Origin of the sequence: Streptomyces sp. NBC_00859, from assembly GCF_045161865.1 — a bacterium.
GTDB lineage: Bacteria > Actinomycetota > Actinomycetes > Streptomycetales > Streptomycetaceae > Streptomyces.
On record NZ_CP108826.1, the window covers coordinates 4384735 to 4405137 of the forward strand.

General features: G+C 69.7%; 19 protein-coding genes. 9 read left to right on the plus strand and 10 right to left on the minus strand.

The window, feature by feature from the left end; all coding sequences use genetic code 11:
• Positions 1 to 24 precede the first annotated feature (24 nt).
• On the plus strand, positions 25 to 1143 hold the full coding sequence (locus OG584_RS18955; RefSeq protein WP_405779353.1) for an FAD-dependent oxidoreductase: 1119 nt from the start codon (positions 25 to 27) through the stop codon (positions 1141 to 1143).
• Positions 1144 to 1386: 243 nt separating this feature from the next.
• On the opposite strand, the gene OG584_RS18960 is transcribed toward OG584_RS18955, so the two are convergent.
• Positions 1387 to 1881, minus strand: coding sequence for an NUDIX domain-containing protein (locus OG584_RS18960; RefSeq protein WP_405779354.1), 495 nt, complete (start codon positions 1879 to 1881; stop codon positions 1387 to 1389).
• Between the two features lie 616 nt (positions 1882 to 2497).
• Positions 2498 to 3394: an aminoglycoside phosphotransferase family protein gene (locus OG584_RS18965; RefSeq protein WP_405779356.1), complete on the minus strand. Its 897-nt coding sequence runs from the start codon at positions 3392 to 3394 to the stop codon at positions 2498 to 2500.
• Positions 3395 to 3708: 314 nt separating this feature from the next.
• Here OG584_RS18965 and OG584_RS18970 point away from each other — a divergent pair, with 314 nt between their 5' ends.
• The 3 genes from OG584_RS18970 to OG584_RS18980 all read left to right on the plus strand — a co-directional run bounded on the left by OG584_RS18970 (position 3709) and on the right by OG584_RS18980 (position 5437).
• Positions 3709 to 4194: a helix-turn-helix domain-containing protein gene (locus OG584_RS18970; RefSeq protein WP_405779357.1), complete on the plus strand. Its 486-nt coding sequence runs from the start codon at positions 3709 to 3711 to the stop codon at positions 4192 to 4194.
• A gap of 18 nt (positions 4195 to 4212) precedes the next feature.
• The gene (locus OG584_RS18975; protein ID WP_405779359.1) at positions 4213 to 4983 is read left to right on the plus strand and encodes a hypothetical protein; all 771 of its coding nucleotides are present in this window, start codon (positions 4213 to 4215) and stop codon (positions 4981 to 4983) included.
• A 106-nt stretch (positions 4984 to 5089) separates the two neighbouring features.
• Positions 5090 to 5437: a DUF2516 family protein gene (locus OG584_RS18980; RefSeq protein WP_405779361.1), complete on the plus strand. Its 348-nt coding sequence runs from the start codon at positions 5090 to 5092 to the stop codon at positions 5435 to 5437.
• A 267-nt stretch (positions 5438 to 5704) separates the two neighbouring features.
• Here the strand turns inward: OG584_RS18980 and OG584_RS18985 are convergent, their stop codons facing one another.
• The 3 genes from OG584_RS18985 to OG584_RS18995 form a co-directional block, all read right to left on the minus strand.
• Positions 5705 to 6928 (minus strand): PP2C family protein-serine/threonine phosphatase, encoded by a 1224-nt coding sequence (locus tag OG584_RS18985; protein WP_405779363.1) that lies wholly within the window; start codon positions 6926 to 6928, stop codon positions 5705 to 5707.
• A 262-nt stretch (positions 6929 to 7190) separates the two neighbouring features.
• A complete protein-coding gene (locus OG584_RS18990) occupies positions 7191 to 8294 on the minus strand; it encodes an NlpC/P60 family protein (RefSeq protein WP_405779365.1) in 1104 nt (367 codons plus the stop codon).
• A gap of 159 nt (positions 8295 to 8453) precedes the next feature.
• Positions 8454 to 9182 carry a class I SAM-dependent methyltransferase gene (locus OG584_RS18995; RefSeq protein WP_405784141.1) on the minus strand — a complete coding sequence of 243 codons (729 nt, stop codon included), beginning with the start codon at positions 9180 to 9182 and terminating at the stop codon, positions 8454 to 8456.
• Positions 9183 to 9467: 285 nt separating this feature from the next.
• Here OG584_RS18995 and mshA point away from each other — a divergent pair, with 285 nt between their 5' ends.
• The 4 genes from mshA (at position 9468) to OG584_RS19015 (ending at position 15015) form a co-directional block, all read left to right on the plus strand.
• Positions 9468 to 10817: a D-inositol-3-phosphate glycosyltransferase gene (gene mshA, locus OG584_RS19000; RefSeq protein ID WP_405779367.1), complete on the plus strand. Its 1350-nt coding sequence runs from the start codon at positions 9468 to 9470 to the stop codon at positions 10815 to 10817.
• Entirely contained in the window at positions 10810 to 11319 is a 510-nt protein-coding gene (locus tag OG584_RS19005) for a YbjN domain-containing protein (protein ID WP_405779369.1), read from the plus strand. The genes mshA and OG584_RS19005 overlap by 8 nt, the downstream gene beginning before the upstream one ends.
• 309 nt (positions 11320 to 11628) lie before the next feature.
• Positions 11629 to 13293: a glycosyl hydrolase family 28-related protein gene (locus tag OG584_RS19010; protein ID WP_405779371.1), complete on the plus strand. Its 1665-nt coding sequence runs from the start codon at positions 11629 to 11631 to the stop codon at positions 13291 to 13293.
• Positions 13294 to 13392: 99 nt separating this feature from the next.
• Positions 13393 to 15015, plus strand: coding sequence for an MFS transporter (locus tag OG584_RS19015; RefSeq protein ID WP_405779373.1), 1623 nt, complete (start codon positions 13393 to 13395; stop codon positions 15013 to 15015).
• 267 nt (positions 15016 to 15282) lie between these two features.
• On the opposite strand, the gene OG584_RS19020 is transcribed toward OG584_RS19015, so the two are convergent.
• Complete coding sequence (locus tag OG584_RS19020) at positions 15283 to 15690, minus strand: rodlin (protein WP_405779375.1); 408 nt, start codon at positions 15688 to 15690, stop codon at positions 15283 to 15285.
• Positions 15691 to 15999: 309 nt separating this feature from the next.
• Here OG584_RS19020 and OG584_RS19025 point away from each other — a divergent pair, with 309 nt between their 5' ends.
• A complete protein-coding gene (locus OG584_RS19025; protein WP_405779377.1) occupies positions 16000 to 16761 on the plus strand; it encodes a phosphoglyceromutase in 762 nt (253 codons plus the stop codon).
• 80 nt (positions 16762 to 16841) lie between these two features.
• On the opposite strand, the gene OG584_RS19030 is transcribed toward OG584_RS19025, so the two are convergent.
• From OG584_RS19030 to repSA, 4 genes are all read right to left on the minus strand, one after another.
• Positions 16842 to 17021, minus strand: coding sequence for a hypothetical protein (locus OG584_RS19030; protein ID WP_405779379.1), 180 nt, complete (start codon positions 17019 to 17021; stop codon positions 16842 to 16844).
• A 474-nt stretch (positions 17022 to 17495) separates the two neighbouring features.
• Positions 17496 to 18743: a tyrosine-type recombinase/integrase gene (locus OG584_RS19035; RefSeq protein ID WP_405779381.1), complete on the minus strand. Its 1248-nt coding sequence runs from the start codon at positions 18741 to 18743 to the stop codon at positions 17496 to 17498.
• Positions 18743 to 18892, minus strand: coding sequence for a helix-turn-helix transcriptional regulator (locus OG584_RS19040; RefSeq protein WP_405784143.1), 150 nt, complete (start codon positions 18890 to 18892; stop codon positions 18743 to 18745). Before OG584_RS19040 ends, OG584_RS19035 begins: the two co-directional genes overlap by 1 nt.
• Before the next feature lie 53 nt (positions 18893 to 18945).
• Positions 18946 to 20385, minus strand: coding sequence for a replication initiator protein RepSA (gene repSA / locus OG584_RS19045; protein ID WP_405779383.1), 1440 nt, complete (start codon positions 20383 to 20385; stop codon positions 18946 to 18948).
• Between the last annotated feature and the right edge of the window lie 18 nt (positions 20386 to 20403).

Sequence of the window (20403 nt, forward strand, 5' to 3'; positions counted from 1 at the left end):
ATCTTGCCAATACAGTGTATCGACATGAGACATCGCATCGCAGTAGTCGGGGCGGGTCCCGCCGGCCTTACCTTCGCCCGCGTCCTGCACCGCCATGGCTACCCCGTCACCGTCCTGGAACTCGATCCCGCACCCGATGCCCGCCCTCCGGGCGGCACGCTGGACCTGCGGGAGGATCTGGGCCAGCTCGCGGTGCACAAGGCAGGGCTGATGGCGGAGTTCCAAAAGCTGTCCCGTCCCGAGGGGCAGGCCATGCGCATCCTGGACACGGACGGGACCGTCCTGCGCGACTGGCAACCCCGTCCGGATGACCGGGCCAATCCCGAGATCGACCGCGGGCAACTCCGTGACCTGCTGCTCGGACCTCTGGACGTCCAGTGGGGCCGGGGCGTGACGGAGGTGGTGCCGGGGACCCGGGATGGCGCACTGGTTCACTTCGCGGACGGGCGGCAGGACACGTTCGACCTCGTGGTCGGCGCGGACGGCGCCTGGTCCCGGATCCGCCCGGCGGTCTCGTCAGCGACACCGCACTACACCGGCGTCACCTATGTCGAGACCTCGCTCGACGAAGTCGACACCCGCCACCCTGGCCTCGCCCGGCTGATCGGTGACGGTTCCGTGGCTGTGTATGGCGTGAACCGCGCGCTCGTCGCCCAGCGCAACAGCGGCGGCCACGTCAAGGTGTACGCCCAGTTCCGCGCGGAACTGGACTGGCACAAGGGCCTGGACCTGGCCGACGCCGAGGCCGTGCGATTGAGCCTCCTGGCTCTGTTCGACGGCTGGGCCGCCCCGGCCCTCGACCTCCTCCGTCACGGCTCCGCTTTCGCCCACCGTCCCCTCTACGTCCTGCCCGTGTCCCACACCTGGACCCACACCTCCGGGGTGACGCTGCTGGGCGACGCCGCCCATCTGATGCCCCCATTGGGGGCGGGCGCGAACCTCGCGATGCTGGAAGGCGCCGAACTCGCCGAGTCCATCGCCGCCGGTCCTGAAGATCTGGACGAGACCGTCCGTGCCTTCGAGCAGCAGATGTGGGCACGGGCCGGCAGATGGGCGAAGATCACGACGGCCGGTCTGGAACGCCTCGTGAGCCCGGACCCCGCCGAAGCCCTCGCCCTCTTCGACCAGGTCCAGCCGGCCTGACGGGCGGGGGCGGGCAGCATCGGCGCCAACAAGCCCGCTACGGCTTCACGGAACAGTACGGCTGAGCCCCAGCACGACAGCTGTCATCGATCTCGCCGACCTCCCGCCCCGACCGGGCCTTTCCTGAAGCGCTGAGCACGATATCTGTCGCCGAATTCGCATCGTTGTTGAAGTGTCCCGTGCTTTTGCAGGCAAGTTGGCCGCAATCAGGCACCCCAGCCAGAGAAGCGGGCAATGTCAGGACTACGCGGTCCGGAACGCGAGATACCGGCTGAAGGCTTCGTAGCTGTCGGGGGTGAAGCGCCATTCCAGCAGGGCCGACCGCAGCTCCGGCTCGGTCAGCCAGCCATGCCAGGCGACCTCGTCAGGATCGGCGGCCACCGGGTCCGGCACCACGGCTCCGTGTACGCCGAGCCAGTGAGGGCTCAAACCGCTGCGGTTGAGGAACGTGAACAGCAAGCGCGGCAGCACACGAATGCCCAGCTCCTCGGTCAGCTCGCGCGCGGCGGCCTGTTCGTAGGACTCACCGGCAACCACGGCGCCACCGACCACGACCTCATGGAGCCCGGGGAAGCGCGACAGCTGCTCCGACCGCCGGTGAACGAGGATCCGCCCACGCTCATCACGACAGACCGTCACGGCGACCCGGTGCAGCCAACCCTCCCGGACGGCCTGTCGACGGCTGACCACCCCCAGCACACGATCTTGATCGTCGACACGCTCCACCAGTTCGTCCACGAAGCACACCCTGGCAGAGCCCACTGACAACGCCGCTCCGGCGGCCCGTGGTGACGACGCCGCGGATCGTGGGGGTGTTCACGATGACGGATCGTGTGTGGTGGTCGATCCGCGCTTTCCCTGGAGGACTCCAGCCCATCCTCGTCCAGGACGGTGCCGGACGGGAGCGGACGGCGGGGGGATCAGGGGTCTCGTCGACGAACGCCCCAGCCCTTCTTCGTAGTCAGTGACATCTGCGGGTTGGCGATGTCCTGTGGCGGAGCCTCGCTCACAGGCGGCTCCTGTCGGTGAAGGCATCGAAGACGCGGAAGGGAATGACGTTCGACGGCTGCTCCGGAACGGTGGTCTCGTCCTCGGTGTCTTCCGGAGCCGGTGTCTGCGGCAGCGCAGCGACGGACCGCGGAGGCCCCCAGGGCGGCGCGGGTTCAACCCGGTGCCGCTGTAGGTGCGGTGGTTGGCGCGGACACCGTAGTCGTTGACCGAACGCCGGAGTGCCGGCAGCAGGTCCAAGTAACCGGGACCGTTGAGTGGCATGGGCAGGTAGCCGGTGCGGGAGACCAGTAGGGCGTATGCGCCGTTGGGAGACATCGGCCGACCCGGTAGGAACGGGCCGCTATCAGCCGATGAGCGCCTCGGTGATCTGCCGGGTGGTCTGTGCTGCGACCTGAGGGCTGACGGCGGCGTAGGAGGTGTAGGCGTTCAGGCCGGTGGCCATGGCCCAGCCGCGGCCTCGCAACCATGTGGCGTCGTCCACGCCGAGCGTGTCGCGGAAGGTGGCTCGGCTGCCGGCCGTCATCAGGGTGAAGGCGATCATCAGGTCGCAAGCCGGGTCACCGAGGCCGAGCCCGCCAAAGTCGATGACGGCGCTGAGGTGACCGTGGATGGTCAGCAGGTTGCCCGAGTGGAAGTCGCCGTGGAAATAGACCGGAGGGCCGTCCCATCCGGGGGCGCTCATGGCCGCATCCCACAGACTGGTCATCGCCGAGGCGGCGAAGACGCCATCGACCTTTGCGATGGCGACCCGCGTCGCGCGGTCCCGGTCGGACAGCGACCAACTGGTGAGATATTCGCGGGCGGTCTTGGGTGTGTTCTCGGGCACGAACCGCTGTAGAGCGGCCAGGAAGTGCGCCAGTTCGATGGCGGTCCTGGTGGAGTCGGCCAGTGCGCCGACGGTCGCCACTTCGCCTTCGAGCCATCGGGACACCGCCCACGGCCACGGATAGCCGAAGTCGGGTTCCCCCACCCCTACCGGTAGCGGAATGGCCAGGGGGAGGTAAGGGGCGAGTTGGGGCAGCCACTGGAACTCCTTCCTGGCCTGACCGATCGCCCCGGCATGGCGGGGCAGCCGGACGGCCAGCTCCTCGCCCAGCCGGTAGATCACATGGTCGGAGCCGGCCGGGTCAAGCAGCTTCAGAGGCAGCCTCGCCCACCGCGGGAACTGGGTGTCGATCAGGCGCCTGACGAGTGCGGCATCGATCTCGGGTCGGATGTCTGCGGTTCTCGCGGTTGCCAAGTCAGCTCCTGCGGTCGGTCCACTCCGTGCGGCGCACGGTATGGGGCATCACAGTGTGCCGAGGCTCTGCCTGTCGATCGAATTATCGCCGTGCGCAGCCATTCATCGGAGCGCGGTTGGCTCCGGATGCTGATCGGGGTCCGTTCAGTTCACAGTGCGGGTCCGGCCGGCGGGAAACCGCAGACGTACCGGGAACGGACAATCGTGCTCAGGCTCAGGCTCAGGCTCAGGCTCACGGTCAGGGCCGGGTGGCATGTAACACTTTTGCAAGCGCCTGCTTGCAAAAGTTAGCGTCATGGGTGCAGCATCGACCTATGGCATCACTCAACGTCGGCAATCTCGGTGAGTACCTGCGCGAGCAGCGGCGCACCGCGCAGCTCTCGCTGCGCCAGCTTGCCGACGCCGCCGGGGTGTCGAATCCGTATCTGAGTCAGATCGAGCGCGGCCTGCGCAAGCCCAGCGCGGACATTCTCCAGCAGCTGGCGAAGGCGCTGCGGATCTCCGCGGAGACGCTGTACGTCCAGGCCGGGATCCTTGATGAGCGGGAGCGGGACGAGCTGGAGACGCGGGCCGTCATTCTGGCCGACCCCTCCATATCCGAGCGCCAGAAGCAGGTGCTGCTCCAGATCTACGAGTCCTTCCGCAAGGAGAACGGGCTCGAAGCGGACGGGCCCCTCACGGCGGCCACCGACACGGCGGCGGACGGCAGTGATGCCGCGCATCCGTCACAGCACGAAGCGCCAGGAGCGCGTGAAGCGGACCAGGCGCACAAAGCACACGACGAGCACGAACAGAACTGATCCGGGAGGACCACAGTCATGGCCATCACCGATGACCTGCGCAAGACCCTCACCGACCCGACCCCCCTCTACTTCGCGGCCGGCACCGCCGACTTCGCCGTGCAGCAGGCCCGTAAGGTGCCCGCGCTCCTTGAGAAGTTCCAGGCCGAGGCGCCCGCCCGTATCGACGCGGTGCGCAACACCGACCCCAAGGACGTCCAGGACCGCGTGACCACGCAGGCCAAGGAGGCGCAGGCCAGCGTCACCGCGAAGGTCAACGAGGTGATCGGGGCGTTCGACACCGACCTGAAGAAGTTCGGTGAGACCGCGCAGGACCTGGCGCTGCGCGGCGTGGGCGTGGCCGCGGAGTACGCGGTCCGGGCCCGTGAGACGTACGAGAAGGTCGCCGAGCGCGGCGAGCAGTCCGTACGGCAGTGGCGGGGAGAGGCCGCCGACGACATCGTCGTGTTCGGCACCGTCGTCGAGCCGGACGCGCCCACCAAGCCGAAGTCGGGCACCAGGGCGGGCGGCAAGGCCGGTACCACCGCCACGCCCAGGACCAAGACGAAGGCGGAGACCAAGACCGCTCCGAAGCCGGGGGCCAGGACCGAGTCGAGGATCGCTCAGCCCCGCACGGCCGCCAAGCCGTCGTCCCCGGCGTCCTCGGCCTCCACCTCCACTTCCTCGTCTCCGGCGAAGGCCCAGGCGAAGACCGAGGTGAAGGCGGAGGCCAAGCCCGCCGCGCCCAAGAAGCCTGCTGCCTCGCGCGGTACGACGGCCAAGAAGCCCACGCCGCCCGCCGGTAAGTAGGCGCTTGCGTCCAGATCAGTCCGGGCCGGGCACCTCCTGGGTGCCCGGCCCGTTCTCCCGGTAGCGTGGCCGTGTTGATGGCCGGTCGAACAGGCGGTGTTGCGCAGTGCTGATGCAGGGTTTCGCAGGATTGATGTCTCTGTTGAGCTTGGCGCTGATCCTCTTCAGCGGCTTCGCTCTGGTGGACGCGATGATCCGCCGGGAGGACGCGTACCGTGCGGCGAGCAAGCAGACGAAGCCGTTCTGGCTGATCATCCTGGCCATCGCGTTCGTGGTGAACTGGCTGTTCCCGATCCTGTCGTTCCTGCCCATCATCGGGCTGGTCGCGACGATCGTCTACATGGTGGATGTGCGTCCCGCGGTCCGGCAGATCTCGGGCGGTGGCGGCCGCGGACGCAGCGGCGGCGGCTCCAGCAGTGACGGCCCGTACGGTCCGTACAACGGCGGGCGGTAGACGGCTCGGGCGCCGGCCCCGGCCTCCCGACCGCGGCCCCCGGCCTCCCGACCCCCGGCCTCCCGACCCCCGGCCTTTCCCTGTGCCCAGCCGGTCCGTGCCCAGCCGGTCCGTGCCCAGTCCCCGGCGGGCCCTCACACGTTCTCCCGGTTCCTCCCGGCCCTCACCTGTAGCCCGCCCGTGGCGAAGCCTGATGCCGGGCCCCGGTCGACCGGGGCCCGGCATCAGGATTCGCCACGGGACAGCTGTCAGTGCGTACCCCGGCGCTCAAGAACCCCGGCGCTCAAGAAGCAGCACCGCCACGTCGTCGGTCAGCTCGCCGCCGTTGAGGTCGCGGACCTCTGCCACCGCGGCCTCCAGCAGGCTTTCGCCGCGCAGTCCGGCCGTCAGCTGGCGGTCGATCATCTCGACCATGCCCTCCTGGCCGAGCCGCTGCGTACCCTGGCCGATCCGGCCCTCTATCAGGCCGTCGGTGTACATCAACAGGTTCCAGGCGCGGCCGAGTTCGACCTGGTGGCGGGGCCAGCGGGCACGCGGGAGCAGGCCGAGTGCCGGACCGCCGTCCTCGTGCGGGAGGAGCCGTGCGATGTCTCCGTCGCGGGCCAGCAGCGGGGCGGGGTGTCCCGCCAGACAGAGCCCGGCCTGGCGGCCGTCCGGGGCGATGTCGACCGTGGTGAGCGTCGCGAAGAGCTCCTCGCTCTCCCGCTCGTGCTCCAGGACCTGCTGGAGCGTCGAGAGCAGTTCGTCCCCGCAGAGCCCGGCGAAGGTCAACGCCCGCCAGGCGATGCGCAGTTCCACGCCCAGCGCTGCTTCGTCGGGTCCGTGCCCGCAGACGTCGCCGATCATCGCGTGAACGGTGCCGTCGGGGGTCCGCACCACGTCGTAGAAGTCGCCGCCGAGCAGCGCGCGTGAGCGGCCCGGCCGGTATCGCGCGGCGAAGCGCAGGTCCGACCCATCGAGGAGGGGCGTCGGCAGGAGGCCGCGCTCCAGGCGGGCGTTCTCCTGGGCGCGCAGCCGGGACTCGGCCAGTTTGTAGTGCGCGGTGTCGGCGCGCTTGCGCTCCACCGCGTACCGGACCGCCCGGTTCAGCAGTCTGCCGTCCAGCTCCTCGCGGAGCAGATAGTCCTGCGCGCCGACCCGGACGGCGTCCGCCGCGCTCTCCGCGAGGCCCGACGTGGCCAGCGCCAGTACGGCATGGCTCGGCGCGAGCTTCAGGACATGGCGGAGTACGGACAGCTCGTCGTCCTCGTCCGCCCCGGGCAGGGCCAGGTCGAGCAGGATGCAGTGCACGTCGTCCGTGAGCAGCCGCTCGGCCTCGGTGAGGTTCCGCGCGGTACGGACGCGTACGCGCATCCCGGAGCCGTCGTGCGGTTCCGGAACCGTAAAAGTGCCCGCTGGATCGTTCTCGATCACCAGCAGCGTGAGGTCGGTGCTGCCGGTGGAGTCCGGTCCCCTGGTCTGGTGGGGCAGAACGGCCTGACCGTTCTCCATCGCTTGGTTTCCTTCCCTCCCCCCGAGGGCGCGGTGGAGCGCCAGTCGACGCACCACCGACGGGGACCTTAGCGGTTTGCGGGGCCACTGCGGAATGGGATCAGGAAAACCGCCGGGGTCATATGCCCTCTCCCGGCCCGCATCCGGCGGTTTGGCGGCAGGTCGGCCCATGACGAACGTCACTACGGGACCCGCTGGATCCGGGGTGACGCACGCCACCACGGCCCGGCCGGGAGGAGCGGCTGGCCGTCCGGCCGGGCGGCTACTTGTCCGGCCGGACCACGCCGAGGATCGGCATCGAGCCCGCACCGCCGATCGTGACGTCCCTGCCCGGCCGCGGGGCGTTCACCATGGCCCCGTCGCCGATGTACATCCCGACATGGGTCGCGTCCGAGAAGTAGATGATGAGGTCCCCGGGGCGCATGTCCTTCACCGAGACGTGCGGCAGCTGCTTCCACTGCTCCTGCGAGGTGCGCGGAATGGGTGTCCCGGCGGCGGCCCACGCCTGGGAGGTCAGTCCCGAGCAGTCGAACGAATCCGGTCCTGCCGCGCCCCACACGTACGGCTTGCCGATCTGGTCCGTGGCGAACTTGACGGCCTTCTTGCCCTCGGCGCTCGCCTTGTTGTCGATCTCCTTGAGGATTCCCGAGCTGAGCCAGGCGGTCTGCGCCTTGAACTCCTGGTCCTCCTCCAGCTTTTTGAGCCGCGCGCGCTCCTTCTTGGCCAGCCCCGATTCGAGCTTCTTGGCCGCATCGATCTTCTGCTCGATGTCCTTCTTCTTCTTGGCCTGCTTCTTGCGGTTGGCTTCCAGCTTCTGCCACTGGTCGGCCGCGTCCTGCGTGTAGTCGGTCAAGTCCTTCTGGGTGCGGCCCATTTCGGCCAGCAGGTTCTTCTGCGCCTGCTGCCCCGCGCGCATCCGGTCGGCGCCGTCGAGGAAACTGTCCGGGTCGCCGCTGAGCATCAGCTGCGCGGCGGGTGGCAGGCCGCTGTCCCGGTACTGGGCGCGGGCCTCGGCGCCCGCCTGCTTCTTCAGTGCCGAGATCCTCGACTGGCCCTTGACGATGCGCTGTGCCAGCTCGACGATCTCGGACGACTGCTTCTCGGACTGCTCCTTGGCGAGGTTGTACGCGTCCGTGGCGGAGCCGGCCTGACGGTAGAGGTCGTCGATCTTCTTCCGGACGGCTTCGAGGCGCTCGGTCTCGGGGCTCGAAGCCGTGGAGCCCGCCGACCCGGCGTCCTTGGGCTCGGAGTCCGCCGACCCGGAGTGCGGCGGCCTGGGATCGGCGTACGCGGCAGTCGGCGCGGTCAGCACGGTCAGTGCGCAGACCAGCGTGATCGCGGCGGCGACACAGCGGCGTCGGTTCACGAGCTCCCCCTCCAGAGCTGATTTACCGTCAGTAACTTAGGTGGCGTTGGCGCGATAGTGCCATGCCCTGCGCGAATGCGACAGAGGTGTACAACAACTCCCCGGCCCCACCCGTGTCCCCGTGTCACTCCCTGTTCCGTCCGACGAACGGAGCCCGGCTCAAGTTCCCGGCAGAGGCGCCAGCGCCGCCCAGTTCACGGTGACTTCACCCTGCCGCCACCTGCGGACATCGTCGGCGAGCGGCCAGTCGCCCGCGAGGGAGCGGACGGCTGTGATCCAGCGCTGCCGGGCGCCGAGCGACGCGTAGGGGGCCGCCGCCGCCCAGGCGCGGTCGAAGTCCCGCAGGAACGCGTGCACCGGCTCACCGGGGACGTTCCGGTGGATCAGCGCCTTCGGCAGCCGCTCCGCCAGATCGGAGGGCTGCCCCAGCGAACCGAGCCGGGTCGCGAACGTGACTGTGCGCGGACCGCCGGGGCCGAGCGCGACCCACACGTGCCGCCGCCCGATCTCGTCGCAGGTGCCCTCCACCAGCAGCCCGCCCGGCGCGAGCCGCGCGCACAGCCGCTGCCAGACGGCGGCGACCTCCTCCTCGTCGTACTGCCGCAGCACGTTGGCCGCCCGGATCAGCGACGGGCTGCGGCCGTCCAGCGGCACCTCGAAGCCGCCGTGCCGGAAAGCGAGCCCCGGCCGCTCGTACGGCTTCGCGGCGGCGACCCGGGCGGGCTCGATCTCGACGCCGACGACCTCGACGGCGGGCGCTGCTGTACGCAGCCGCTGGAGCAGTTCCACGGCGGTCCACGGCGCGGCGCCGTACCCGAGGTCCACCGCGACGGGGCCGTCCGCCCGGCGCAGGGTCGGTCCGTGCACGGCGGTGATCCAGCGGTCCATGCGGCGCAACCGGTTGGGGTTGGTGGTCCCGCGCGTCACGGCCCCCACCGGACGGGCGCCCGCCGTACGCGCTCCGGCGGTCCGGCCGGGGGCGGAGGCGGCGGACCGGTCGCCGGTGGGGCGGCGGGGGGAGGGCTGAGCCATGCCCCGAAGGGTATGCGAGCGGTGCCGAGGTAATTATTCGGTAAAGCGGAAATGTGACAGGGCGCCGCGCTGTTCCAGACGTCAGACGGGGTGCGCCTGCCCTGGTGTCGACCGTGCCCGCGCGAGGAGAGGACCGCCCACGTGAGCCAGTACGTGTCCCGGCTCGGTGGCCGGATCACGGGACCCGCGCGGCCGCCCAGGCTGAAGTTCGCCGGGAACCGCAAGCCGCGCCGGATCGCCATGCTCAGCGTGCACACCTCGCCCCTGCACCAGCCGGGCACCGGCGACGCGGGCGGGATGAACGTCTACATCGTGGAGCTGGCGAAGCGGCTGGCCGCGATCAACATCGAGGTGGAGATCTTCACCCGCGCGACCACGGGGGGCCTTCCGCCGCTCGTCGACCTCGCGCCCGGCGTGCTCGTACGCCATGTGGACGCCGGGCCCTACGAGGGTCTGGCGAAGGAGGAGCTGCCCGCTCAGCTCTGTGCCTTCACGCACGGTGTGATGCAGGCCTGGGCCGGTCACCGGCCCGGCTACTACGACCTGGTGCACTCCCACTACTGGCTCTCCGGCCATGTCGGCTGGCTCGCGGCCGAGCGCTGGGGCGCGCCGCTCGTCCACGCCATGCACACCATGGCGAAGGTCAAGAACGCCGCGCTGGCCGACGGCGACACCCCGGAGCCCGCCGCACGGGTCATCGGCGAGACCCAGATCGTGCGGGCGTCCGACCGGCTCATCGCCAACACCGACGAGGAGGCCGACGAGCTGGTCCGTCACTACGAGGCCGATGCGGGCAAGGTCGCCGTCGTCCACCCCGGCGTGAATCTCGACCGGTTCCGCCCCGCGGACGGGCGGGCCGCCGCCCGCGCCCGCCTCGGGCTGCCGCAGGACGCCTTCGTGCCGCTCTTCGCCGGCCGCATCCAGCCGCTCAAGGCGCCCGACATCCTGCTGCGGGCTGCGGCAGTCCTGCTCGACCAGGACCCCTCGCTGCGCAGGCGCATGGTCGTGCCGGTGGTCGGCGGCCCCAGCGGCAGTGGCCTGGCCAAGCCGGAGGGCCTGCAGAAGCTGGCCGCCCGCCTCGGTATCGCGGACATCGTCCGGTTCAACCCGCCGGTCGGCCAGGAACAGCTCGCCGACTGGTTCCGGGCGGCGTCCGTGCTGGTCATGCCCTCGTACAACGAATCCTTCGGGTTGGTGGCCATCGAGGCCCAGGCAGCCGGGACGCCGGTGGTGGCGGCCGCGGTCGGCGGTCTGCCCGTCGCCGTACGCGAGGGGTCGACCGGTTTCCTCGTCCCCGGCCACGACCCGGCGCGATACGCCGACGCGCTGCGCCGGTTCATCGAAAGGCCGGGGCTCGTGGACGAGATGGGCGGGGCCGCCGCACGCCACGCCGAACGGTTCGGCTGGGACACGGCCGCGTCGGCGACCGCGGACGTCTACACGGCGGCGATGCACGAACACCGCCGTCGCGTACGCTCGCACCATGGCTGATCAGGCGGGCGCGGCTGACGTACGAGAGGTCCTGGAGCAGGCGTTCAAGGACGCCGAGCTGGAGTGGGAGAGCCCGGAACCCGGCTCGTACGTGGTGAAGCTCCCCGGCACCCGCAAGCTCTCCACCACCTGCTCGCTGATCGTCGGAAAGCATTCGCTCTCGGTCAACGCCTTCGTGGTCCGCCACCCCGACGAGAACGACGCGGCGGTGCACCGGTGGCTCCTGGAGCGCAACCTCCGGCTTTACGGGGTGAGTTACGCGATCGATTCGCTCGGCGACGTCTATCTCACCGGGAAGCTGCCGCTGGCCGTGGTCACGCCGGACGAGATCGACCGGCTTCTGGGATCGGTGCTCGAAGCAGCCGACGGCTCGTTCAACACCCTGCTCGAACTGGGCTTCTCCAGTGCGATCAGGCGGGAGTACGCGTGGCGGGTCTCGCGCGGGGAGTCGACGCGGAACCTGGACGCGTTCACCCGGCTGACCCAGGAGCCGCAGGACTGACGGGCCGCCCGGCTACGGCGCGCCCGGCTTCCGGTCGAAGTCGCCGCCGGCTGGCCTCGCGCTCCCGCCGACGCCGCGCTCCTGTCGGCCCCCTACTCCCGTCCCTCACGCAGTTCCCCCGCGATGGACGTCACGACTGTGCACGTCGTCCCGCATCCCCATCACCATCGCCGCGATCCGCGTTTCCGGTGTGATCCCCGTGCACGCCCCTTCCCTGCCTCTCGGCGCCATGGCATGCTCACGCCTGACGCACCTCTGAACGACATTCATGTACATGAATTAGCATCGGAACGGGAACAGGTGGGCCTCATGGGGAACATCAGCAGACGTGCACTGCTCGGCAGCGCCGCCGCCGTCGCGTCCGTCGTCGCGACGGGCGGCGTCTCCACAGCCGCATCGCGCGGCCGGGCCCCGGCCATCAGCCCGCTCTGGCGAGAGTTCACCCGGACACCTCACACGCACCCCCAGATCCCGTACATCGGCGCATCGGGCCGCCGCGCGGGGGAGCGCGATTTCCCGCGGCCCCCGGTCGTGGCCGACGTCCGGGAGTACGGTGCGCTGCCCGACGGCTCCGCCGACTCCGCCCCCGCGATCAACCGTGCCATCGCCGCTGCCGGCCAACGCGGCGGTGGCACGGTCCTCATCCCGCCAGGCACCTTCCGTATCGACGGCCTCATCCGTATCGGGCACAGCAATGTCGTGCTGCGCGGGGCGGGAAGCGGTCGCACCACGCTCCACGCGACGAAGAGCCTCACCGAGCTGATCGGTCCGTACGGCTCCCGGTACGGCGGCGACAAGTCCTCGTGGTCCTGGGCGGGCGGGCTCATCTGGCTCTGCCCCGAAGCACGGTTCGCGAGCCTGACCGCCGCCATCACCTCCGCGGCCTGGCCCTTCGAGGGATGGACGGGTAACGGGCGCGACGAGTGGCGCACCCTCACCACCGTCGCCCCGGCTAGGCAGGGCGACCGCACGGTCACCGTGGCCGACACCGCGGAGCTCCACCGCGGCGATCTCGTGCTGCTCAGGCTCGCGGACGACGCCGGGCACACGCTCCTGGAGCACATGGCGGGCGGCGGGCCGGGCCCCGAGGCGTACGAGTGGGACGACAAGACCAAGCTGACCTCGTACGTCCCCTACGAGTGGCCCGTACGCATCACAGCGGTCCACGGCCACCGGCTGACCCTGGAACGCCCCCTCCCGCTCGACATCCGCCCCGAGTGGGACCCCCGGCTCACCACCCATGCGGTGCCGCTGACCGGGTCCGCGGTGGAGGGGCTCACGCTCGAAGCGGTCCTCACCCCGCAGTCGCCGCATCTGCTCGACAAGGGGTACAACGGCGTCGCGTTCCAGTGCACGTACGACTGCTGGGCAGACGATGTCGTCGTACGTGACGTCGACAACGGATTCGGCCTGGTCGCCGCGTCCGCCACCACCCTGCGCCGCACCCGGGTCGAGGGCCGGGGCTCGCACCACCCGTACTTCTGCCGGGAGGGCTCGCACGACAATCTCGTCGAGGGGTTCACGATCGCCGAGCGCACCGTGCCCGCGCCTGCGGGCACCCAGCTGCACGGCATCAACGTCGAGGGGCTCTCCAGCCACAACGTCTGGTCGCGGGGGCTGATGGAGATGGGCACCTTCGACTCGCACCGCGGACTGCCGTTCGCCAATGTGCGCACCGACATCACCGTCAACAACGACGGGCAGCACGGCGGGGACGCGTCGGCGGGCCCGCTCTTCGGCGCCCGGTTCACCCACTGGAACATCCGGGTCACCAACGGCCGCGAGGGCCTGATGAAGCTCGACGGACTCGCTCCGTACAGCGCGAGTGCCGGGATCAGTACGGTCAGGCCGTTCGGCCAGATCGACGTGCCGGACTTCACCGGTGACCTGCATACGCGGCTTGAGGCCTACGGCGCGCCGGAATCCCTGCATCCCGCCAATCTGCACGAGGCGCAACGGGCGCTGAACCCGTAGGGCGCCCTCCCGGGGCCCGGCGGGGCGGGGCGCCCTGCTCCCCATCTGCTTCTGCTCTCCCGCGTGCGGGATGCCCGGCTCCGGTGGACTATTTCCACCATGAGCGACAAAGGGGATCCCGCCGCCTCTCCTTCCGCGGCCGCCGCCGGTAAATTCGCGCCGAACCAGACGCTGACGCTGGCCGCCATGCTGTTCGCCGTCTCGATGACGTTCATCGACCAGACGATCGTGGCCATCGCGGCGCCGGACATCATCAACGAACTCGGTCTCTCCGCGTCCGGGATGCAGTGGGTGGTCAACGCCTATCTGCTGACCCTGGCCGCGTTCTTCGCTCTCGGAGGACGGCTCTCCGACATCTTCGGCCACCGCCGGATCATGGTGATCGGCACGCTGGTCTTCGTCATCGCATCGGCGCTGTGCGGTGCGGTGCCCAAGGGCGGGGGCGCCCAGACCTGGCTCATCGCCTTCCGGGCGGTCCAGGGGGCGGGTGCGGCGCTGATGTTCCCGGCGGCGCTCGCCGTGGTGGTCGCGGTCTTCCCGGTGGAGCGCCGGGGGCGCGCCCTGGCGCTGTTCTTCGGGCTGTCCGGCGCCCTTACGTGTGTCGGTCCGCTGCTTGGCGGCTGGCTCACGGACTGGACCTGGCGGGCGATCTTCTGGGTCAACGTGCCCGTCGCCGTCATCGCCCTGATCCTGACGGCGAGGGCGCGCATCCCCCGTACCGCGACCCGCGAGCCCCTCGACGTGCCGGGCGCGGTGCTCGTGGCCGTGGGAATGGGGCTGAGCGTCTTCGGTCTGCAGCAGGCCTCCGCGTGGGGCTGGGACAGCGTCGCCACCTGGCTCTGCATCGTGGGCGGGCTGCTGGTCCTGGTGGTGTTCGGCGCGCTGGAGCTCCGTACCGGTCACCCGCTCATCAGGCTCCAGGTGTTCCGGGACCGGGCCTTCACCGTCGATGTCGTCGTGCTGTTCTTCGCGATGATCGCGTTCGTCCCGGTCTTCTTCTTCGCTTCGGTGTACGCGCAGGTGTCGCTGAGCGCGTCGCCCAACCAGGCGGCTCTCTTCCTGCTCTATTTCTTCATCGGGTTCGGTATCGCCTCCCAGTGGGGCGGGCGCATCCTGGACCGGCGCGGTGCCCGGCCGGCCCTGAAGCTGGGCTGTGCCCTCGGCGCCATCGGATTCGCCCTGTGGGCGCACCGGATGACGACCCTGTCGATGCACGACCAGTGGCCGTACGCGGCGCTGGCGGGGGCCGGTATCGGATTCCTGCTCGCCCCGGCGTCCACAGACGCCGTCAACCGAGCGATCGACGCGTCGTACGGCGAGGTCACCGGCATCACACAGACGGTGCGCAACTACGCGGCGAGCGTGGGCCTCGCGGTGTTCGGCACAGTCCTCACCCATGTCACCACCGACCGGGTCGCCGACACCCTGCGCGCCCGCGGACTGCCGGACCGGGCTGCGAGGAGCACCGCGCACAGCATCGCCGAGGCCGTGACCGGGCACGGCGATGCGAGCGGGCCGACGGGCAGCGGGCCGGTGGCGACCGCCACGCGGCATGCGATGGGGGCGATCCGGATGGACTTCGCCGAGGCGAACCGGGCGGTCTTCTACGGGATGGCGGGCGCGCTGGCGATTGCCTTCGTCTGCTCGTACTTCCACCCGGGCACCCGAGTGACGGCGGAACCGCAGACCCCGCAGCGGAGCGGGGGCGACGCGCGGGTGTGACGCGCCAGCACAACACCCCCGCCGGGAAGAGATCCCAGCGGGGGCGTTGCTCATTCCTGGCCCGCGAGCCGCGGACTCACCTGCTCGTCACCCGACATCGGTCCCGGACCGCGGCCCGCCCGCCTCGTGCGAGGGCCTGCCGGACTGCTTTTCCGGGCGGAGGCTGGTCCTTGGGGCCGGGCGGACCGCTGACGCCTTCAGAGCTGTGCGCGGGGCGTGGCGAGGTTGCCCGGCGCGTGGGGCTCCGAGGACGAGAACAGGCTGGTGTCAGCCGTTGTGCGCGCCGTTGCCGGAGAGCACCGGAATGTTGTCGGCGATGTGGGACAGCGGCTCGTCGCCCTTGGCCTGCGACGAGTTCTCCGTGCACTGCTGGTTCTGCGGGGACGACAGGACGGGGATGTCCTGGACCGCGACCGGCACGAGGATGCCCACGAGGGAACCGACGTTCGCCTTGACGGGTACTCCGGCGCACAGCTTGTTCAGGGAGCCCTGGATCAGGGCTCCCTGCGGGCTCATGTTCCCGTCGGTCGAGGAGTTCCCGAAGGCCTGCTCGGCGCCATTGCCCGACAGAGAGGTCGTGCCGGGGTCGCCACCGGCGGCGGCTGCGCTTCCGGCGGCGCCGGCGATGGCGGCGGCGGCAAGGCCGGCGGCGGTGAGGGCAGTACGGACGCGCATGTCACTCCAGTGCAGGGTCTTTGAACAGAGACAGGCCTCAGTAGACCCACCGATTCAGCACATGCGGCGCGATTCACCTGAACGCCGGAGTGTCGACGTGGCCGATGTTGCCGAACACTCATTCAGTGATCGGGCAGCGCTCGCGGTGCTACTCACGCGAGCGAGCGCGCATGCGGGTGAGCGCAACAGGGCCGCATGTAATCCCCTCTATCGCCTTGTGAGTATTACGAAGGCCCTGTTCCGGGTCGCTACCCGGCTGACCCAGGGCGTCAATCCGTTGCCGTCCGGCCGTCGATTAGGCTCGGGGCCATGGCCGACGCACCGTACAAGCTGATCCTCCTCCGCCACGGCGAGAGCGAATGGAACGCTACGAATCAGTTCACCGGATGGGTGGACGTCAACTTGACCCAGAAGGGCGAGAAGGAGGCGGTGCGCGGCGGTGAGCTGCTCACGGACGCCGGTCTGCTCCCCGATGTCGTGCACACCTCGCTCCAGAAGCGCGCCATCCGCACCGCCCAGCTCTCGCTGGAGGCGGCGGACCGCCACTGGATCCCCGTGCACCGCTCCTGGCGTCTGAACGAGCGGCACTACGGCGCACTCCAGGGCAAGGACAAGGCGCAGACGCTCGCCGAGTTCGGCGAGGAGCAGTTCATGCTGTGGCGCCGCTCGTACGACACCCCGCCGCCGGTCCTTGAGGACGGCGCGCAGTACTCGCAGAGCGGCGACGCCCGGTACTCGACGATCCCGCCGGAGCTGCGCCCCCGCACCGAGTGCCTGAAGGACGTCGTCGTCCGCATGCTGCCGTACTGGTACGACGGCATCGTGCCGGACCTGCTCGCCGGGCGCACGGTCCTGGTCGCCGCGCACGGCAACTCGCTGCGCGCGCTGGTCAAGCACCTCGACGGCATCTCGGACGAGGACATCGCGGGCCTCAACATCCCGACGGGCATCCCGCTCGCGTACGAGCTGGACGCCGACTTCAAGCCGGTCAAGGCCGGCGGCACGTACCTGGACCCGGATGCGGCCGCTGCTGCCATCGAGGCCGTGAAGAACCAGGGCAAGAAGAAGTAAGCAAGGCTGACGAAGCCCCCCACCTGCGGGTTTTTCGCGGAGTGGGGGGCTTTCTGGTGTGCTGGGCCGTCTGTGGGCCGTCAGGCTCGACTACGGCAGCGGCGCACGCGGATGTCGAGCAGGATCAGCAGGGCTGCCGGGATCGCGATCTGGGCGGGGACGTCGCCCCACAGTGCAAGTGCTCCACCGCTTGCGCCGATCAGGACGGTCGGTCGATCGCGGGGATGGATGTCGACGCTCACGCCTGTGCGTGGGACCATGAAGTTCTCCTGCTGTGCTTCGGTTACACCGGATCTAGGTCATGACTGAAAAGCGGCATGGAGGCGAATGCCGCCCCTGGACGGGCGGCATTCTTATGCCGTGGAGATTTTCCCATGAATGTTGTTCCAGCGGCAAACGCCCAGCTTGTAGGTGGTTCTCCAGGGGGACCTCCGTTTTTTCTTCGAGTTGTGCATGCGTAAAAACAGAAGTGCATAAGGGGCTGCCCTGCTAGGCGCATTTCATGGACGAAACGTCCCAGGGCTGGGGCGAGGGCCGGGTCGACGGCTCGGGGCACAGGTGAGGGGCCTCGTTGTGGCTGCGAGACCTTGGACGGAAATCTTGCCCGGCTTGCTCGCTAGCAAGGTTTCTTGCTTTCTTTCTTTCAAGCAAGAAATCTTGCTTTCCTGCTAGCAAGCAAGGTTCCTCCTGCGGTAGGGATCCGCGCGGGCTTGGTAGAGGTTCCTGACGCTGCTTCATAGGTTCAGAGCGAATGGGGCAGACGTTCCGTAGGCGGCCGAAACTGCATTCCGAGTACGCTCCTGGCTCGACGGCATCAGATGCGCGTACACCCGCAGGGTCAGGCCCGGATCTGAGTGACCGAGGTACTCGGCCAGCGCCTTGATGTTCTCCCCAGCGTCCAGCAGTACTGACGCGTAGAAGTGCCGCATGGCGTGCATCCCGTTCTCGCGCGACTCGGCGTACGGGGTGCCGGCCTCGGGGACCGGGATGACGTCTGCCGAGGCGAGTGCCGGTTTCCACGCTTCCTCGTTGAGCGACGTACGCCAGACGTGGCCGCCGCGTAGCCCGGTGAATAGGAGCCGCTTGGTCACTGGCGGACCGTCGGCGACCTTCCACGGCAAGGTGATCCCAACCGGCGGGAACTGCTTCATGTGGGCCCGGAGCGCATCGGCGACTGGACCGGGAAGCGGTACGTCCCGGAGCTTGCCGCCCTTGGGCGGAGCGAAGACGGGCTTGCTGCGGCTCAGCTTGAGTTGCTGGACGACGTGCAGTGTGTCCGATTCGAAGTCGATCGCATCCACCGCGACACCCAAGATCTCCCCTTGCCGAAGGCCGCAACCGCCGCCCAGGTCGACCATGGCCTGATATCGGTCGGGCATGGCCCTTCGCACAGTGAAGAGCCGTTCTGCTGTCCACGGCGTGACGCGCTTCGTGTCCACGGTCGGAGGCCGGACCGAGCGGGCAGCGCAAGGATTCCGCGGGAGATGCCCATCGTCCACTGCCGCGCTCAGAGCTGCCCGGACGTTGGAGTAGATCGTCCTGGCGTACGAGCCGCGGACGCCGTTCGCCTGGAGCTGCTGCACCCAGTCACGAATGTGCGCGGGCTGGAAGGACCCGAGCGGACGAGTGCCGAGGTAGGGGTACGCGTGCAGACGGAGCTGTGACTCCATCGACGCCTGGGTGTTCGGGTCAGATCCCTGCGTGGCCACCCAGCTTTCCGCGTACTGCTGGAACGTGATCCGGGCCGCGCGAGGATCGATGTACTGACCGCGCGCCATGTCCGCTTCAATGTGGACCAGCCACTGATCGGCGAGCCGCTTCTGCCGGTCAGGGAAGCTCTTGGACTTCTCCGTTCCGTCTGGGCCGATGTAGCGGGCGCGGTAGCGGAGCCCGGACCCGTGCCGGACGGACTTGACCTTGATCTCCTTGCCATCGGCACTGGTCTTGGTCGTGTACCACCGGTCCTGTACGTGTCCGGCCATCAGGCAGCCACCCCGTTGCGAAGGGAGTCGACCCAGGTACGTACGTCGGCCGGGTCGAAGCGAAGGTGTCGGCCAACCCGGAAGCCGCGGGGACCGGTGCGCTTGCGGCGCCACTGATAGACCGTCTCGACGCTGGGCAGCTCGAACATCTCGACCAGGTCGTCAGGTGTCAGATAGCGAGGCGGCAGGGGCAGAGCCACGGTCACCACTCCCGCTCGTCGACCGGGCCCGCGAGGGCTTCGCGGGCTGTCTCGCGGTTGAGCTGGAGGTCGCGGGCGATGGTGGCGGCGAGGGCGGTTTCGCCAGGCGTGTGGCCGTGGCCGGCGTACTGCCAGTCGGACAGGACGAGCACGGTGTCCGGCTGACGCTCATCGAGGCCGAGGGCCTGGCGCTCTTGTGCCGAGCGGAAGTCGGCGCGGGCCTGGCGGTGTTCGCCGAGGGTTGTGGAGTAGCGGCGAGACTTGGAGGAGAAGTGGCCGCGGAAGCCGAGCATGTGGGCCCAGGCCCAGAGGCGGCGTTCGGGGTAGAGCGGATCGAGGTTCTTGCACTCGCTGATGAGGCGGCGGGCGTGGTCGGGTACGCCGTGGCGGTCCAGCTCGGAGAGTTCCCCGATGCGGCGGTCCAGAGTGCCGGTGTTCTCGGCGGCCTTGGTGGCGTACTTGGCGACGTAGGACGCCACAGCCTGCTCGGTGAGGTCGGAGCCGTCGCCGAAGGCGATGACGGGGCGGACGTCGAGCTGTGTGCCCCAGCGGAAGGTACGGGCGGGCTGGTCGTCGACGGCCGGGGAGGAGACGGAGGTGTAGTTGTGCTGGGCGGCGGCGTGGATCGCGTCGGTGAGCAGGTCGACGGTCGCCCAGGGCGGCGGCGGGCTGTCCGGGCCGTCGGGGCCGTCGATGCGCATCACGGCGTGGAAGTGGATCGCGCCGCGCTTCTGGAATTCCGCGACCTTGCCGTACGAGAGCCGTGCCGATTCTTTGAGTTCGGCTTGGGTGAGTCCGGCGCGGGCGGCGATCTCGCGGCGGAGGCGGGTGGTGAAGCGCATCCAGAGGTCGCCTGCGTGGTTGTTGAAGAGGACTGATGCGGCGTAGTCGTACGTTGCGGGGTCGAGCGCGGTGCCGAGTTCCTGGGCGTTCTCGGGGTGCCGGCTGCCGCAGCGGCAGGCGCCACGGTCGGGCCGGTTGTGGACCGGGCCGAAGGACGGGGCGGTGAGGGTGGCGAAGACGCGGGGGTGGTCGCGGACGGTGGAGGGGATGTCGCGGCGGTCGTCTCCGGCCAGGCCCGCGCGGATGAGGTGGTAGGTGTCTCCGGCGTACGTCCAGGCGCAGGACGGGCAGCGGGAGGCCCGGCGGTTGCCGCAGGCGAGGCGGAGGCGTCCGCCGGGCTCGGTACCGGTGGAGTACTCGTGCAGGGTCTCGCCGGTAGTCCTGTCCTTGGTGCGGGTCCAGCCCGTCAGGTGGATCGGGTCGGAGCAGCCGCCGGTGCGGCGGATCTGGTCTTCCCAGCGGTCGAAGTCGGGGGCCGAGGCCACCCTCAGCAGGTCGTTGAGGGTGATCTGGTCGCGCAGTGCGTCAGGCACGGGCGCCTTCCCGGCGATGGACCGGACGGCTCGTTCCGGCGCCGGTGGGCGGGCGCGGTCGGTCATGATGGTGCTTCCTTCCGG